Origin of the sequence: Microcystis sp. Msp_OC_L_20101000_S702 (assembly GCF_007095705.1) — a bacterium.
GTDB classification, from domain to species: Bacteria; Cyanobacteriota; Cyanobacteriia; order Cyanobacteriales; family Microcystaceae; genus Microcystis; species Microcystis ichthyoblabe_A.
This window is the reverse complement of record NZ_SFBO01000178.1, coordinates 21,015-38,511: the sequence shown is the minus strand read 5'-3', so window position 1 is coordinate 38,511 and position 17,497 is coordinate 21,015. Positions and strand designations below refer to the sequence as shown.

The following is a 17,497-nucleotide window of genomic DNA, read 5'->3' as shown; positions in this document are numbered from 1 at the left end:
AATAAAACGGAGAGGCTATGGCTTTAGAAACTTTCGGAATTTTTGGGTTAGAAGTATGTTGTCTTGGCATCTTGTCTGTTGATTTAGCATAAAGGGTAACGAAGAGCCCTTTTGGGCGAACGCAGTTCGCCCCTACATTGTGGACAAAATCCGTTACTGTAGGGGCGCAAAGCTTGCGCCCTCCGATCGATTGGGATATTATTCCCATCGTAATTTAAATTGCTTGTTGAGACGAGGCAAAAGGCAAGAGGCAAAAGGCAACAGTAAAGGGATTGGGGGAGGTTCGGCTAATCTAAGAATAAGCGGTTTAAATGCGTCTTAGCTTAACTGTTTACTGTTTACTGAAAAGCCCTCATTGCCACTTCCCCACTTCCCCACTTCCCCACTTCCCCACTTCCCAATTCATAATTTATAATTCATAATTCACAATTCCCACACCCCACTTCCCCACTTCCCCACTTCCCAATTCATAATTCATAATTTATAATTCATAATTCATAATTCCCACTCCCCCTCTCCTAACAATCGACTGCTAAGATCGAACAGAGCGATCGATCTCTCGCTCCCACGATACCTGATAAAACTATCTATGATCATTAAAAATAACCCCCATTATCGGGCTGTAATCGGCTTTTGGGTGGCTTTCCTTGTGTTTTGGAGTTTTGGGAGTTTCTCACCCCTTCTTGCCCAAGCGAAAGAGCAACCAGCCGATGTACAATCGATTACCCCCTACCTTAAGCAATTTCAACAAAAAATTACCGAATTTCGCCTCGACAACGGACTAAAATTCATTATCCTAGAAAATCGCGATGCCCCGGTTATTTCCTTTGTCACCTACGCGGATGTGGGAGGTGCCGATGAACCGGACGGTAAAACAGGAGTTGCCCACTTTTTGGAACATTTAGCCTTTAAAGGCACAAAAACCATCGGTACTACCGATTATCTTAGCGAGAAAAAAGTCCTCGATCGCCTTGAAGCTATAGACAAAGAACTGCAAGCGGCCAAAAAAGCGGGTAAAAGCGCAGAAGTGGCTAAATTAACGGAAGAATTTCAAAAAACTAAGGCAGAGTCCGAGAAATTCGTCCAACGCAACGAATACGGGCAAATCGTCGAAACTCAGGGAGGAGTCGGTTTAAATGCCACCACTTCCAGCGATGCAACTAGCTATTTTTACAGTTTCCCGTCGAATAAATTGGAATTGTGGATGTCTTTGGAATCGGAACGATTTTTAGAACCGGTGTTCCAACGGGAATTTTACAAAGAAAAAGACGTAATTCTGGAAGAAAGACGGATGCGGACAGATAATAGCCCCTTGGGTCTATTAATCGAAGCTTTTCTCGATCAAGCTTATACTGTCCATCCCTACAAACGTCCCGTTATCGGCTACGATCGAGATATTCGCAATCTGGAACCCTCAGATATCCAAAACTTTTTCGATAAATTTTATCCTGCCAGTAATTTAACCATAGCTATCGCCGGGGATGTAGACCCAGAACAGGTCAAACAGTTAGCTAAGGTTTATTTTGGTCGTTTTCCCGCTAAACCGAAACCCCCACAGGTGACGGTAGTGGAACCGAACCAAACCAAAACAAAGGAAATTACCCTAAAATTAGCCTCGCAGCCTTGGTATTTAGAAGGATACCATCGTCCCGCCCTCAATCATCCCGATCATGCGGTTTACGAGGTTATTGCCACTTTAATGAGTGAAGGAAGAACCTCGCGACTGTATAAAGCTTTAGTGGAGGACAAACAACTTGCCCTCGCTGCCCAGGGATTTAACGGTTTTCCGGGGGATAAATACCCGAATTTGCTCTTATTCTATGCTCTGAGCGCTCCTAATGTCAGCCTAGAGGAAGTAGCGCAGGGTTTGAATTTGGAATTGGAAAGATTGAAAAATGAACCGGTTTCGGAACAGGAATTAGAACGGGTTAAAAATCAACTACGGGCAGCCCTATTAAGAGGTCTTGATTCTAACATGGGCATGGCGCGATCCTTGATTGAATACGAGGTAAAAACCGGCGATTGGCGTAATTTATTCGCCCAATTAGATGCTTATAATGCTGTCACGGCAGCCGATATTCAACGGGTGGCTAAAGAGACTTTTACCCCGGAAAATCGTACTATTGGCCGAATTTTACCGAAATAGAGAGATGGGGAGATAGGCGATTTTTCAGTGAGCGGTATTAAGTGAGCATGATTAAATGGCAGTTTTCTCCTGTCTTTTCACTGATTACTGTTTACCGATCCTTGAAAAAACCTACCTTCTCTCCTCCCCAGTGCCGTCTTAACAAGTAATTTAGATACCAGTTCATCACCCACTGCAGGATCGCAGAATCCAACCCAGTAAGACTCCAATACCACCAAAGCGGACAATTTGCCAAAAAACTTCCCCCAGCAGTCCGCGACGGATTCCTTCCCAGAATAGGCGCTTTAATTCCCCTTCTTTAAGTAAATTGCTTTCTAAAATTACCTCTAATTCTTGAATCTGTTCGCGAATTTGTACTAATTCCTTTTCTAGTTCAGGTAGGGGATTTTCGCGCCATTGGGGTTCTATTTGGCTAAATTGTGCTTCTAGGTCTTTTTTTTGCTGTTCTGCTTCATTGATCTGTCGATAACGGTCTTTTAGTGATGCGATCGCCGCTTCGACTTCTTCAATCGCTTCGGTAAATTCTGCCGATTCATCGTTAGGGTAGGGGTTTTCTTCTAAGGACATGGACTCGATCCGATTGCCTGCGTCTAAACTATAGTTATAGACGATTTTACGGTTTTACGAAACCTTTTGATTATGATTCCATCCCCTGTCTCTTCCTCCTCTCAGACTGTTGATGATCTATCTACCCTGGAATTGGCGCGGATTTTGGCGGAACGTTTGGCAATCGCACCGATTGACTGGCATCGTCTGAAGGCCAATCGTAATGCTCGGGCTGCTGAACAATTGGGGACGGCTTTGGTGTTTTTATTAGATAATCAGCCAGAAGAAGCACTTCCTCGGCTACAACAGGCTACAGGCTGGCTCGATCGCTCGATTTCTGCTCCTCCCTGTCCTTCTCACGGTCATGGTCATTAATTCAACCAGCGTTCCTGTTTAATTTGTTTAGAAAGTTTCAGTTGGGTTCCTGTTTGATTCCAGTGAACTTGGTCGAAGATTTGATATAACATACACAGTCCTCGGCCATTTTCCGCTTCTTCAGGGGGAAAATTGGGGCAATCGCAACTACAGCCATGATGGTGACAACCTGGCGTAAATCCACAACCTTCGTCGGTAATTACCCAAGAATACTCGTCTTTACTGCTGGAAAATTGAACAACCACGGTTTTGCTGGGATCGAGATGATTGCCGTGTTTAGCGGCATTAACTAAAGCTTCCTGCAATCCTAATCTAATTTCTGGTTCTAATTCTTCGGGAATACTAGCGGTCAATAAATCTAAAATCGGACAAAGATACAAGGTGGAAGCGAAACTCATGGTGTTCCAGCTTCGTTTGCTTGTTGGCAGTGAAATAGCAATCACGCGCTTTACCTCTAGCTTTTATTCAATGACTGTTCTCTTGCAGAAAGATTAAGGTCTCTTAACCGTCGATCTAGATGATTGCCATACCTAATGAGTCATATTTTGTCCCTTTTCTGTCTCTGAGATTGATTAGATATTTTTATGATTGATCTACACACCAATCGAGAATCAAGGCAGCTTTGAGCGAGTAGTTAATCAAAAAAGTAGTTAACTGGAACGGGGCTTAATATGCTATTATCCTTACCCATTGACTTTTCGACCATAAACGGCTAAAGGGTCGGGTTTTTCCCCTTATTTCATCCTACCATATTTGTGTTTTTTTGTCTAAGAAAAGCAGCGCATTCGACGTGGGGAGTTTGGGGAAAGAAATCGGCGGTTTGCACTTCTAGCAGTTGATAATCGCCTGTTTGACAGAGATATTGCAAGTCTCTGGCTAAAGTTGCACTTTGACAACTGATATAAACAATGCGTTGACTTTGCAGCTGTAACAGGCTATCAAGGACAGAGCGATCGCAACCTTTGCGGGGCGGATCGAGTAGAATAATGTCGGGTTTAACTGTCAGTTGCGGTAAAGTTTTTTCTACAGCCCCTAAAATAAAGGTTGTGTTGGTAATATTATTTAATTGGGCGTTAATCTTGGCTCGATCGACGGAAAAGCTATAGGATTCTAGTCCAATCACCTCTTTAACCCGTTTAGCGAGGGGTAAAGTAAAAGTACCGATACCACAGTAAGCATCAATAAGAATTTCTTCACCTTTAAGCTCTAATTTCTGGCAAATAAGCGCCAATAAAGCTTCAGCAGCCTCTGTATTAATCTGAAAAAAGGTATCGGCAGCCAATTGATAGGTTAATCCGGCGAACTTTTCGTTAATATAGTCCCTTCCCGCAATAGTTGTGGTCTGAGTGCCAAAAATAGCATTACCTCGATCGGGGTTATAATTCAGGGTTACACCGACTAAATTGCCGTATTTTGCCAGCCATTGCCGCGCTTGGGTCTCAATTCCCTGTAAATTATTATCGGTACTAATCAGGGTTAATAAAATTTCTCCCGTGTGGCGGCCAATTCTTAGGGATAAATGGCGTAATTGTCCTTGATGGGTCTTTTCATCATAAATTGACCAGCCTTGCTCCTGAATATCCTGTTTTATCTCTGCTAGAAACGGATTTAAAGCCTGATCTTGAATCGGACATTGATTGAGATTAATCAGATGATGGCTGCCGCGACGATAATAACCTGCTTGCACATTGCCGGTGGGGGAAAATCCGAGGGGATAGGTAGCTTTATTGCGATAAGCGAGGGGAGAATTACCAGTGAGGGGAGGATAAACCAAAGGATCGGTAAAACCGCCAATTCTGGTTAATACCTCTTGTACTTGCTCTTTTTTGACCTGCAGCTGAAATTGATCCTCGATGTGTTGCCATTGACAGCCACCACATTTATCGGCAACGATGCAGCGGGGACGGATACGATGGGGAGATGCTTGTAGAATAGTTTGTAGTTTGCCGATCGCATGACTTTTTTTGATATAGGTGATGCGAGTTTGAATGCGATCGCCAATAACCGTATCTGGTACAAAAATCACCTGTCCTCGGTATTTTCCCACACCTTCGCCCGTATGGTTGAGGTCGGTAATCTCGATCTCGATTAAATCACCTTGTTGCATAGTTAGGGAAACCAGTTTTCATCCAGGGTTTCTTCTCAGTAAAAATAACCCAACTCTATTCTACAATCAAAAATCAATTTTTCTAAAATCCTAGATCAGCTTTGGCAATTTTGGCCGCCGCCAAAACTTCCTCATCGGGTAATTCTCGCCAGTCGGTCGCACCTATTTCAGTATAGAATTTTTGATCGTAGGCGCGAGTACGAATTACTACCGGCATAGGGACCGCATGACCTAAAACTAAAGCCTGTTGTTTTGAGTCTAATTTCGCTAAAACAGATCGCAAACTTCCCCCTCCAGAAACCCCAGTAAATATGGCTTCGATGTCCTTTTCATCGTTTAATAAACAGGTGATTCTCGTCCCTACCTGAGACATAACTTCGTTATCAATTCCTGAAGGTCTTTGATCGACAATTAAGAGAGTAACAAAGTATTTTCGCATCTCCCTGGCGATGGTTCCAAAGATAGTTTGATGTACCACAGCAGAATCAAGAAATCGATGAGCTTCTTCAATGGTAATCACTAACTGTTGCGGCCGATCAACGGGGTTTTTAGTTTGTAAAAAATATTCAGCTTTTTTAACATAATTAGCATGAATCCGACGGGTGATCATATTGGTGGCTAACATATAGGAAAGCATATTACTTTGGGAGCCAAATTCAATGACAACGTGCTTACCCGCATCTAAAGCTTGCAACACCTGATCGATATAATTGTGAGGACAAACACTTCTTAAATATTTCAAACTATCTAGACGCATTAATTTTCTCTGGAGGGACATAATTGATCCCGCATGGCCTTGTTTTTCCGTACAGAAGATTTTAATATCCTCGTTACTCATATTCAATAACTGAGTAATCCAAGATTCTCCATACTCGTTATAGAGAATATTGGCATTATCTAAACTAGCTTCCGAGATGCCTAATTCCCGACCGATTAAACGAATATCTTCGATTTCAATTTGATTATAACTTAAGAATAATTCCTGCGCTCCTCGTACTCCCCGGCGTTTGGTAGAATCGGGATCGAGGGTATAAATTTCTACCTGTCCAGGGAATAATTGACATAATCCTTTCACCGTAGAAACCTCCTTCCCCTCTTTCATCGCTTCCCAACCGTATTCCGAGTGCATATCAAACATGAGGTTAACCCCTGCTTGTTTGCGAATAATGCCCGAAATTAGTAATCTAGTTAAAAAGGATTTTCCCGTCCCAGATTTGCCAAAAACACCGTTACTACGTTCCACAAAGCGATCGAGATTAATACATATTGGCACGTCCATGTCAAGGGGTTGACCAATAGCAAAATTCTTTCTGGTGGGATCATCTTCCCAACCGAAAACCATGCGAAAATCCTGCTCACAAGCTTCATAAACTTGGCTAAAATGCGCGGGAATAGTTTTAACTGGCAGTAATTCTAAATCGGCGCTAGTTTGGGGTTGAAAAGAGCCTAAGGAAGTGTCGGAAACTGCCGGGGAATTACCTCCAGTCGGAGTAAACATGAGCATAGGCGATAGTTCAATAGTACCATAAGTACCGCTACCCGCTAAAACATCGCGCATAAAACTATCATCGGGATGGGGAGGATTCGCGATAATCCGGGGACTAGAGTTACCCAGGGAGACATCGGTGAGGAGACAGAAAAAACGCGAGCGAGTGCCTTGCACAACCAAAAACTTACCGACGCGCATATCTTCTACCGAAATATCCGGATAAAGACGGATTTCTAAACCTTCACTCAGGGAACCTTGAATAACCGATCCGAGGGGCTGTTCACTCATGCTAACCTTGATTTGTGGCGATCTATCTCCCTATTCTGTCACTTTTCCGTTAATCGGTGCAAACTCGATCGGGGACAGTCATCAGTGATCAGTAAACAGTAATCAGTGAACTTAAAACTCAAAACTGATAACTGATAACTGATAAAGGGGTTTAAGAAAAAAAATCGGGTTGATCAACGGGAAGCAAGGAAATAGCCAAGGGAGAAGAGAATGCCACTAAAAAAGTGAAGATTAACCGCTATAAACTTGCAGTTACTGACTAGCTGAGGTTGGTCGTGATTTTGGTTAACGTGGTGGACTAATTGCCAAGCGAAAGGGAGACTAAGGAAGATTAAGAGGGTGAGAGGGGGATAAACCTGCAGCAGCACAAAAACCACCGTTAAAACATAAACGAGAACCGTCACTACGGTTAAAACTTTAGAACCTTTTAAAGTACCTAAACGAGCAATAGGTGATTTTTTACCCGCTTTGAGATCATCGGCAACTTGATGGAAATGGGAACAAAAAAGGATGATAGAAGTGGTAATCCCGATAATAATTGAAGCTGCTAGACTAGAGAGAGAAAAAGCACCCACTTGGGAATAGTAGGCAGCCGCAATCGCCAAGGGTCCAAAAGTAAAAAAACAGATAATTTCCCCTAATCCTTGATAACCGAGACGGAAGGGAGGACCTTGATAGGTATAGCCCAAAAAACAGCAGAGGGCGATTAATTCTAGGATCATCCAATCGCCTCGCCAATAACTAATAGCAAAAATACCAGCAATACCCACTAATAGAAAAAGATTACTTAGCCAGAAAATTAAAGATTTATTGCCAGTTAAATTAACGATCGAATGTGCCTTATTAACATCGATCCCAGTATCGGCATCAAAAACATCATTACTGAGATTTAACCAAGCGAGAATTAAAATAGCTGAGAGGATAAAAGTGGCAAAAATCGGCAGGGAAAATCCACCTGTTTCCTGATAAGCGATCGCTGTTCCCAAAATAATCGGTATAATCGCCACACTATACATTGGTGGTTTCAGGGCTGCTAACCAGAGTTTTTTGGGTGAGGGAGTGGTGATAGTATCGGTGGTCATAGCTGAATAATAATCAGGAAAACTCGATCGCTCTAGGGATAAAAAACGAGGGTTTAAGGTAGAATTATAGCTTTTTGTGCCTCCACTAGAAAGGCGGCATTTCCTATTTGTGATGATAAACAGAAGTTATTAAAAATGGTAGGAGTGCAGGGGATGCGCCCAAAATTTCCTATAGGGTGTTATTCTCTAGACGATAAGCTGAAAATTCCTATAACTTTCCTAGCCACCGATGAGAGCGATCGCTAAAGATGATATTCTTTATATTCACCATGAGGATGTGCCAGTTTATAAAAAAGGCGGTTCGGTGGTGAGAAATAGTTATTTTTGGGCGCTAAAATCGATCGCCTGTGGAGCGCGTCGGGGACAGGATTGGGAGTTCGATGCACAGGTGTGGGTGGCGCTGGTGCGGATGTTGCTCTGTTTTGCCAATTCTGGCTATTTGGGGGATGGTGAGACAATTTTAGAGTTTACTGTCGATTGTCCCATTCCCGAACCTTTACGGGGGATATCTACTTACTTATAGCCTCGCTGAGATAGTTAGCGGTGGATTCTACTAGGGGAATGGTATTTTCGTATAACATTCGCGTCGGTCCGATAATGCCGACACTACCGACGGGAGTATCTCCCTGTTTATAAAAAGCGGAGATAAGAGTACAAGGGCGCATGGATTCCAGAGGATTTTCGGAACCAATGGTGATTTTGACTTTTTTAGCTGATTTTTCTAGTTCTGGTCTTTGTAAAATCAGGGGTAAAAGGCGATCCTGTTCTGCTTCCAATAGATGCAGTAACATTTGTACTTGTTGCCATTGGGCGAATTCTGGCTGTCGAATGACTTCAGCGACACCATGGACGATAATCTCTGGGATGGCAGTGGATTGGAGACTAGCGCTGATTTCTTGGCTTAATTGTCGGAGAAAATGGGTATAACGGGTAAATTCTCGCTCGATTTGCTGCCAATCGAGGTTAATTAAATCTGCCAAGCAATAACCTTTTAATTTTTCCCCGAGAAAATTAGAGAGGATTTGTAATTCTTCTGCTAATCCATCCTCCTTGTCCGTTGCCATAGACTCAGGAATCTCTATCATAACCGAGCGTGTTTGTAAACTATCTGTAACAATAATTAACATGATCTGCCGGTTCGAGACAGGGATTAATTGCAGATGACGCAGGGTATTAGTGAGGGTGTGGGGAAGGGTAACGATAGCGATATAACCGCTTAAACCGGCTAAAAATTGGGTGGCCCGTTGCAGCAGACTTTCGAGACTCCAAGCGGGAGATTTAGCGTTTTTATGCAGATAATAGCCGATTTTTTCGCCGATACGGTCATCGGGAGTCATTAACTCATCGACGTAGAGACGATAACCCCAATCGGAGGGAATGCGTCCGGAGGAAGTGTGGGGTTGATAGAGTAAACCTTCTTTTTCTAGTTTACCGAGAGCATTGCGAATCGTGGCGGAACTAACCGTAAATTTGTACTCCTCTAGCAGAGTTTTCGAGCCAACCGGTTCGGCTGTGGCGATATAATGTTGGATTGTCGCCTTTAAGATATGTTGATAGCGATCGCTGAGATGGGTTCTAGCGGACATAGGGGAATAATCTTAACAAAAGATTTATAACATTTTTCTAGACAGTATAACGCTTATTCAGTTATCAGTTATCAGTTATCAGTAATCATTAGTCAGTCCTCCGTGGGGAGAAAGGGGATAGTTTACCCCTCTCTTTTCCCGATGGGGGCTATAAAAATTAGTAACGGGGAATATTAGGATCGACGAGGAGGGAATAATCATCGATGCCACCGTTAATATTCTTAACATTAGTAAAACCCTGACTTTGTAGCCATTGGCACATTTGCAGGGATCTCATGCCATGGTGACAGATAACGAGGGTTTCCGCTTGGGGGTTGAATTGGGTGGCAATAGTGGGCGACCATTCTTGGTATTGACTCAAGGGTAAAATGGTAAAACTGGCTACAAATGCGATCGCAACTTCCTCCGGTTCGCGCACATCAATAAGTTGTAAATTAGGATCATGATCGGCTAAACGGAGAGCTAGTTCATGGACGCTAATTTCGGGAATGCTCATAGATTTGGTCTTAAGAATCGGTTATCTTTCCTTTAGAGTAGCAAATCGAGGGACCCTGAGCGTTTATCTGTGAACAGTGCCTAGGTTGTGATAATGGTGAGGAGAATTCTGAGGAACAGAAAAAAGCGCATTTGTCCCCGGCTGGATTTCAGTTAAGCTTTGATTAGAGGTTATTGTAGGAGAGAGTTATTGATACCGAATAGATTCACCCAGATGTATTGCGCTGAAGCTATCTTGTCCTCGGTTTTTTGTCCTCTGATTAATTTCTAATCTGTACTGCATTCTCCCCTCTCCTTTCTCCCCATCTCCCCACTTCCCCACTTCCCCACTTCCCAGCTTATGATTCCCCTACAATTAACCCTAAAAAATTTTCTCAGTTATCGCGAGGCAGTGCTAGATTTTCGCGGATTACATACTGCCTGTATTTGTGGTGCCAATGGTGCGGGAAAATCCTCTTTACTCGAAGCAATTACTTGGGTAATTTGGGGGGAAAGTCGCGTCTCGATTGCTGATGATGTGATTCATGCGGGCAGCGATTATGCGCGGGTAGATTTCGAGTTTAGTTATGGGGGAGAAATCTATAAAATTATCCGTAGTCGTCACCGGGGGGGAAAAGCTTCTAGTTTAGATTTTCAGGTGATTAATGATCAAAGTTTTCGTCCTTTATCGGGTAAAAGTATTAAAGATACCCAAGCACAGATTAATACTTATCTAAAAATAGACCATAAAACTTTCATTAATTCTGCTTATTTACGACAGGGACAAGCGGACGAGTTTATGAAACAGCCTCCTAGTGGTCGTAAACAGATTTTAGCAGAATTATTACAACTCGATCGCTATGAAATTTTAGCTAATAAAGCCAAGGAGATATCGAAACAATTTGATGGACAATCCCTCCAGATCGAGCAGCAAGTAGAAACTATCAAACTCCGTCTTCAGGAGAAAAATTCTTATCAGGAACACCTGCAAGAGTTAAGCACCCAAATTAACCAAATTAATCAAGAACAAGAGGTAAATAATCGGCGTTTACAGCAACTACAGGGGGAAGAAAATCAGCGTCAGAATTGGGAAAAACAGCTGCAGTGGCAACGAGAACAGGAGCGAGCTTTATTAGCAGAAATCGAGAGATTAGACCGGGAAAAAGTTAGTCTAGACAATCAATTAAATCAAATAAGGACTATTCTTCATCGCAAAAATGACATTATTACTGCACACGAGCGCCTAATCAATTTAGACCAGAAAGAGGCAAGTTTGTCAAGTCAATTGCAAGCTTGGCAACAGGCCCAGTATGATAAACAACAATTAGAACAGAAATTACAGCAAAAAATTAACGAATTTACCCTTCCCATCCAACAAACGAGCGCTCGTTTAGAAGAATTGCGAAGACAGGAACAAGAAACTCAAAAAATTATCGAGCAAGCGGGGGATATTCAAGCAGGATTAGAGAAGTTAAATTACCATCGTCAACGTCTTCAGGAATTGGATAGATTAGCTTTAAAATATGCTCCTTTAAATAGCCGAAAAGCTGATCTAAATATGCAGTTGGAACGGGAAAAAGCCAGGATTAATGCTCGTCGGGAACAACTGCAAAGAAATCGGCAACAATTAGAGACAGAAATCGCTCGTATTCCGCTTCTAAGAGAGGAAGCTCTCAATTTAGCCAAGCGAATTAAGGAACTAGATAAAAAACAAACCTATTGTGAACGAGTGGAAGAAAAGGAAACTGTTAAACAAGTGGATAAAAAAAGTTTATTGGAGCAACAGAAAAGATATGAAGAACAACTTTTAGAGTTAACTGATAAATTGGAAAAATTGAATATTCCCGATTCGGTTTGTCCTTTGTGTGAACAGAATTTAGACAGTCATCACCGTCATCAGGTAATCAGAAAAACCCATCAACATCAAGAACAAATTCAAGAGCAAATCTGGTCCCTACAGGAACAGATGGCAGACTGCGATCGAGATTTAAAACGTTTACGCGAGGAATTAGCCCAAATTAAACAAGAATTGCCAGCAAGATCGAATCTACAACAAAAATATGTGCAGTTGGAAGTCAAGTTAGAAACTATTGAAGAAAAGGAAATAGAACTAGAGAAAACCGAGGAGATACTTGTGGAGTTAGAAGCACTTTTACGCAGTGGCAATTATGCCCTAGAATTACAGCAAGAATTGCAAATTGTCAATCAAGAAATCGCCTTATTAAATTATGATGAACAAAGTCATGCTTTAGTCAGAGGAGAAGAAAAAAGATGGCGTTGGGCAGAAATTCAAGAATCAGAACTTAAGCAAGCAAACCGTCGTTTATCTAATATCAAGGCTGAGAAACCTAATTTAATTAACCAATTAGCTAAACTAGAACAAGAGAAGCAAGAACTAGGTCAAAATTCCCCACTTAAACAGGAAATTGAACGCTTAGAAAAGCTTATTCAAAACTTAAATTATGATCGCAGTGAACATCAGAATATTCAAAATCTGATTCGACAATTACAGGGGGTAAGATTACAGTATCAAGACTGGCAACAAGCGGAAAAAATTTATCCAGAAATAGCCGCTAAAATCGCTGACATTGAGCAAAGATTACAGCTGCGAAATGAGGATCACCAAAAGATAAATCAGGAGTTAGCAAATATTATTCAAAAGATTGGTACTTTGACCGACTATCGCCAAGAAATAGCCGCATTATCGACTAATATTCAACAGCGGAGACAGATAATTGATGGATTGCTCTCCCAAAAAGGTCGGGTTGAGGAGAAGTTACATCAACTGGAAACTTTAGGTAAACAACTGACAGAAAAAGAGAGCGATTTAGCTAAAGTTAAAAAACAATATAGAGTTCATAAAGAGTTAGCCCTAGCTTTCGGCAAAAATGGTTTACAAACTCTGATGATTGAGAATGTTTTACCAGAGTTAGAAGCACAAACTAATCATATCTTAGCTCGCTTAACTGGTAATCAATTTCATGTGCAGTTTTTAACCCAAAAAAGCGGTAAAGGTACGAAGAAACAGCGAGAAAAGTTAATCGATACTTTAGACATTATTATTGGTGATACCCGGGGATCCCGTCCCTACGAAACCTATTCAGGAGGGGAAGCTTTTCGGATTAATTTCTCGATTCGATTAGCTTTAGCGAGATTATTGGCACAAAGAGCCGGAACAGCTCTACAAATGCTCATTGTTGACGAAGGATTCGGAACTCAGGATGCGGAAGGATGCGATCGCTTAATTGCGGCAATTAACGCTATATCCGCCGATTTTGCCTGTATTTTGACTGTAACTCATATGCCCCAATTTAAAGAAGCTTTTCAACATCGCATCGAAGTCCGCAAAACCGAACAGGGTTCCCAATTGATGTTATTATCCTAGGAAAAATATTGATATAAATATGGAAAAAATTACGGTAACAGTAAAACTATTTGCTATTTATCAAGAAGTCTATCAAACTTCACAATTAAACCTCGAATTTCCTGCCCACACTTCCCTTACAGAAGTGTTAAACTATATTATAGCCCCCTATCCTCAATTAGAAAGATGGCGCAATGTTACTCGTTTTGGAGTTAATCTTCAGTTTGTTTCGGGAGAGAAAGTCCTCGAAAATGGCGATGAGATAGTTCTAATTCCCCCCGTTAGTGGTGGCTAAATGGGGTTTGCTGAAAAAGTACGGGCGAAGCATTCGGATAGAAAATCTACGGTTTCACCGATAGGTTATTGTCCGAATGCTTCGCCCCTACAGGACGCGGGCTGATGAAGACGCAAGGTTTTGAAGCACGATTCTCTCAAAATCTTGCACCTGTTTCGCGAGAAAAGCCACAAAACCCTTACCTTGCCTACATTTCACATTTGTTCAGCAAGCCCTAAATGGAGATAGGGAAAATCACAAAAACTGCCACCTTTTTCCCTTTTTACTTTTTCCTTGATATCCCGTGTCTAACTGGCAAATTCCCCCATCGGTAACTCTTCCCCAAGAGTTTTTAAAAATAGTCCAAGACTACACCCCAGAGTCGGATGGCAGCGTCGTGGCACAAATATTATGGCATCGCGGTGTCCGGGATGGGGCGACTCTGCGGACGTTTCTGGATGAGAAAGCTTATCAGTCAAAAACTCCCTTTGATTTTGGGCAAGAAATGAACTTTGCCGTCAAAAGACTGGAAAAAGCCCTAAATAAAGGCGAAAAAGTGACTATTTGGGGTGATTTCGATGCCGATGGTGTCACCGCTACCAGTGTCCTCTGGGAAGGATTAGGGCAGTTTTTTCCACCCTATCAACAGTTAGATTATTACATACCCGATCGCCAAAAAGAATCCCACGGCCTCAATTGTCCAGGTATCGAGAAACTAGCGCATCAAGGAACCAGTTTAATCGTCACCTGTGACACGGGAAGCACGAATATCGCTGAAATTGACTATGCAAACGGTTTAGGCATCGATATTATCATCACCGATCATCATACCCTACCCGACGAGCGCCCCGAGGTGATTGCCCTGATTAATCCCCGCTACTTTGTGGAAACCCATCCTTTCTATCATCTTTCTGGGGTTGCTGTTGCTTATAAATTAGTGGAAGCGATGTATTTAACCCTAGCAGATATTCCCAGAAAACCCCTAGAAAATTTACTTGATTTAGTTGCGATTGGTTTAATTGCTGATTTAGTCAAATTGACGGGAGAATGTCGTTATTTAGCCCAAAAAGGTATGCAAAAGCTCCAAAATACTCAGCGTTTAGGAGTTAAAAAATTACTCGATTTATGTAACAAAACCGGAGATAGACCGATGGATATATCCTTCGGTATTGGACCGCGAATTAATGCCGTCAGTCGCATTTATGGCGATGCTAGATTTTGTGTGGAATTACTCACCAGTGAAGATGAAAAGCGTTGTCAAGAATTAGCTGAACAAGCGGAATTAGCCAACATTCGTCGCCAAGAAATCCAACGGGATATTATTAAACAAGTTCAGAAAAAACTAGAGAGAATTGATCTTTCCACCACTAATGTAATTATTCTAGATGATCCCCAATGGCTGGCGGGAATTTTAGGATTAGTTGCGGGACAAATTGCCCAAGAATACCAGCGACCAACAATTTTATTAAGTACCAGTGAACCACCTTTTGCTCAGGGTTCCGCTCGGTCAATTCGCGAGATCGATCTCTATCAATTAGTATCCTCTCAATCCCATCTTTTACATCGTTTTGGTGGTCATCCTTTGGCCGCAGGTTTAAGTTTAACTATAGAAAATTTACCGCTATTTATTGAGGGAATTAATCAACAGTTACGACGCACAGGAATTGATTTAACTTCCCTTTCTTCTCAGATAGAAGTGGATGCAGTGGTGACGGTTTCCCAATTGGGAAAAAGTCTATTTCGAGAATTAAAATTACTGGAACCCTGCGGAATGGGTAATCCGACACCAAAGCTATTAATTCAAAATTGTTATTTTCACAATCTTTGGCATAAAAATCTTGAGGATTTCAAAGGCAAAAAAATCGCTTATCCCCGGACAACTTTTGATCTCTGGGATAGTTCAATCGAGCAGGGATTCCCCGGTATGTGGTGGGGTCATCAGAGAGACGAAATTGCTGCCGATACCCATTATGATGCCGTAGTTGAATTAGATTTTAATACCTCCAAAAATCGCTATGAAGTGCGATTAATTGCTCTGCAACCCTATCAACAAGAATTCCTAAGCTATGGCAATAAAAAAGATTTTTTAATCGACAATCGTAATCGAGAAATTAATCAAGAAGTTAACCAATTAAATCCCCTTTTTCTCCGGGAATGTCCCCGGGATTGGACAAAACTTTCTAGGGAATATCAACAGGCAATTTTACGCGATAAAAAGTTAGTTCTTGCCTATGCTAGTCCTTTAAAAAAATCCGCTCACACCAGATGGATAAACCTTGTGGGGATTGGGAAATATTTAGCTAGAACTAAAACCAGTATTTCCCGTCAACAATTACAAAACCGCTTAAACCTCAGTTATCATACCCTAGAATTAGGATTAGTTTCCCTAGCAGAAAATGGCTTTAAAGTCAAGAAAAATCAAGAAAATTTATCCTTTGAATTAGTCAATCATGAGGCAAAAATTAATAAGATTGAGCAATTTCTAGAAGCGGTGGCCCTAGAAAACTTTCTCCAGCAATACTTTGCTACTGTTCCTATAGAAATTCTGCAAACAATTCTTAATCATGAAGACTCGATCGATTTCTAATCATAACTCTTATTTACTGATAACTGATTACTGATAACTGATTACTGATTACTGATTACTGATTACTGATAACTCCTTGACCGAAGAATTTCGGAGGTTTTGCTAGGGTATAAACTTCCGTATTTTGTGCGATTGCTTGACGAATATAGAGAGGAGTTTGTAACATTCCTAGTAAAGTCATGCCATCAATTAAACGTAATCCTCCCGTAGTTGTATCGGTGATTAATTCATCCACCACATCGGGATCGGGACGAGTATTTAAAGGATGATTAGCACAGAGAGTAAAACCCCAAGGAGAACCATAACTAGGAGTGGGAGCGCAATAGGAATGAACGTAGGGAAAAACTGCTTTTAAAGTATTCACCAAACGCGCATGATACATCACTGAAGGAGGAGAAACCGGGCCAGATTGGACAACCACAATGCCATTTTCGGCCAAAACTCTTTGTAGTTTTTCAAAGTATTCTTTCGTGAATAGGGGGAAAGAAGGACCCTCTCCGATGGGATCAACCAGATCAGAAATAATAATATCCCATTGATCGTTAGTAGTGTCTAAAACTTCTAAAGCATCGGCCACAACTAACTCAAAACGAGGATCATCAAAAGTGCCTTGGTGCATTTCGGGAAGATGTTCCTTACAGGCTGCCACCACATCCCCATCGATATCGATCATCATCACTTTTTCGATTGTTTTCCAACGCAATAACTCCCGGGTTGTCGCACCTTCACCACCTCCCAGAATTAAAGCAGTTTTTGGTTCTTGGTGGGCAATCATTGCCGGTTGCACTAATGCTTCATGATAAATAAATTCATCCCCCGTACAAGATTGCCATTTCCCATCCAGTACCAAGGCTTTTCCATAGGCCCCCGACTCTACAATATACATCTCCTGAAAAGCGGTTTTTTTGTAGGCTAAAATCCGCGAAACCCCATGACTATAAATGTCCCAGGGGGTAATATATTCGTTAACCCATAGATCCGCTTTTAGTTCACTTCCTGCCATAACTAATCCTCCTTGGGGTGAAAAAGGCACGATCTATCATTATACAACAATTGACAAAATTCGATCGATAACCTGAAATTATCTCCCAGTCATCCCGAAGCTGCCGATAATCGATCGCTGAAAAACGTTAAGCTAGAAAAGATTAAGTAAGTAGTTATAATTAAATTGAAGATAGA

At 41.7% G+C, this 17,497-nt stretch carries 15 protein-coding genes; 6 read left to right on the top strand and 9 right to left on the bottom strand.

The window, feature by feature from the left end:
* The coding region (locus EWV60_RS18900) for a hypothetical protein (protein ID WP_502705833.1) at positions 1-208 on the bottom strand (208 nt) is incomplete at its 3' end.
* A 381-nt stretch (positions 209-589) separates the two neighbouring features.
* Here EWV60_RS18900 and EWV60_RS18895 point away from each other — a divergent pair.
* Positions 590-2,146, top strand: a complete 1,557-nt coding sequence (locus EWV60_RS18895) for a M16 family metallopeptidase (RefSeq protein WP_287234015.1) — start codon at positions 590-592, stop codon at positions 2,144-2,146.
* 165 nt (positions 2,147-2,311) lie between these two features.
* Here EWV60_RS18895 and EWV60_RS18890 read toward each other — a convergent pair whose 3' ends face one another.
* Positions 2,312-2,713, bottom strand: a complete 402-nt coding sequence (locus EWV60_RS18890) for a sll0565 family protein (RefSeq protein WP_002735395.1) — start codon at positions 2,711-2,713, stop codon at positions 2,312-2,314.
* 72 nt (positions 2,714-2,785) lie between these two features.
* Here EWV60_RS18890 and EWV60_RS18885 point away from each other — a divergent pair, with 72 nt between their 5' ends.
* The gene (locus EWV60_RS18885) at positions 2,786-3,067 is read left to right on the top strand and encodes a DUF6439 family protein (protein WP_002735085.1); all 282 of its coding nucleotides are present in this window, start codon (positions 2,786-2,788) and stop codon (positions 3,065-3,067) included.
* Here the strand turns inward: EWV60_RS18885 and EWV60_RS18880 are convergent.
* The 4 genes from EWV60_RS18880 to menA all read right to left on the bottom strand — a co-directional run bounded on the left by EWV60_RS18880 (position 3,064) and on the right by menA (position 8,033).
* Positions 3,064-3,465 carry an ATP-binding protein gene (locus EWV60_RS18880; protein WP_002744122.1) on the bottom strand — a complete coding sequence of 134 codons (402 nt, stop codon included), beginning with the start codon at positions 3,463-3,465 and terminating at the stop codon, positions 3,064-3,066. The two genes, EWV60_RS18885 and EWV60_RS18880, sit on opposite strands and share 4 nt — an antisense overlap.
* A gap of 341 nt (positions 3,466-3,806) precedes the next feature.
* Positions 3,807-5,174, bottom strand: a complete 1,368-nt coding sequence (gene rlmD / locus EWV60_RS18875) for a 23S rRNA (uracil(1939)-C(5))-methyltransferase RlmD (RefSeq protein WP_287234013.1) — start codon at positions 5,172-5,174, stop codon at positions 3,807-3,809.
* Positions 5,175-5,256: 82 nt separating this feature from the next.
* Positions 5,257-6,951 carry a helicase HerA domain-containing protein gene (locus EWV60_RS18870; RefSeq protein WP_002750369.1) on the bottom strand — a complete coding sequence of 565 codons (1,695 nt, stop codon included), beginning with the start codon at positions 6,949-6,951 and terminating at the stop codon, positions 5,257-5,259.
* A 173-nt stretch (positions 6,952-7,124) separates the two neighbouring features.
* Complete coding sequence (gene menA, locus EWV60_RS18865) at positions 7,125-8,033, bottom strand: 2-carboxy-1,4-naphthoquinone phytyltransferase (RefSeq protein WP_287234011.1); 909 nt, start codon at positions 8,031-8,033, stop codon at positions 7,125-7,127.
* Between the two features lie 229 nt (positions 8,034-8,262).
* On the opposite strand from menA, the gene EWV60_RS18860 reads away from it, so the two are divergent.
* Positions 8,263-8,556 (top strand): hypothetical protein, encoded by a 294-nt coding sequence (locus EWV60_RS18860; protein WP_002735877.1) that lies wholly within the window; start codon positions 8,263-8,265, stop codon positions 8,554-8,556.
* On the opposite strand, the gene hrcA is transcribed toward EWV60_RS18860, so the two are convergent.
* Entirely contained in the window at positions 8,543-9,619 is a 1,077-nt protein-coding gene (hrcA, locus tag EWV60_RS18855; protein ID WP_287234008.1) for a heat-inducible transcriptional repressor HrcA, read from the bottom strand. The genes EWV60_RS18860 and hrcA overlap by 14 nt on opposite strands.
* A 157-nt stretch (positions 9,620-9,776) precedes the next feature.
* Positions 9,777-10,115 carry a rhodanese-like domain-containing protein gene (locus EWV60_RS18850; protein WP_287234006.1) on the bottom strand — a complete coding sequence of 113 codons (339 nt, stop codon included), beginning with the start codon at positions 10,113-10,115 and terminating at the stop codon, positions 9,777-9,779.
* A 339-nt stretch (positions 10,116-10,454) separates the two neighbouring features.
* Between EWV60_RS18850 and sbcC the strand changes: the two genes are divergently transcribed.
* The 3 genes from sbcC (at position 10,455) to recJ (ending at position 16,318) form a co-directional block, all read left to right on the top strand.
* Positions 10,455-13,478 carry an exonuclease subunit SbcC gene (gene sbcC, locus EWV60_RS18845; RefSeq protein ID WP_287234004.1) on the top strand — a complete coding sequence of 1,008 codons (3,024 nt, stop codon included), beginning with the start codon at positions 10,455-10,457 and terminating at the stop codon, positions 13,476-13,478.
* Between the two features lie 19 nt (positions 13,479-13,497).
* A complete protein-coding gene (locus EWV60_RS18840) occupies positions 13,498-13,752 on the top strand; it encodes a MoaD/ThiS family protein (RefSeq protein ID WP_016516797.1) in 255 nt (84 codons plus the stop codon).
* A gap of 283 nt (positions 13,753-14,035) precedes the next feature.
* A complete protein-coding gene (recJ, locus tag EWV60_RS18835) occupies positions 14,036-16,318 on the top strand; it encodes a single-stranded-DNA-specific exonuclease RecJ (protein ID WP_287234002.1) in 2,283 nt (760 codons plus the stop codon).
* 55 nt (positions 16,319-16,373) lie between these two features.
* On the opposite strand, the gene EWV60_RS18830 is transcribed toward recJ, so the two are convergent.
* Positions 16,374-17,321: a fused MFS/spermidine synthase gene (locus tag EWV60_RS18830; protein ID WP_002790803.1), complete on the bottom strand. Its 948-nt coding sequence runs from the start codon at positions 17,319-17,321 to the stop codon at positions 16,374-16,376.
* Positions 17,322-17,497 lie beyond the last annotated feature (176 nt).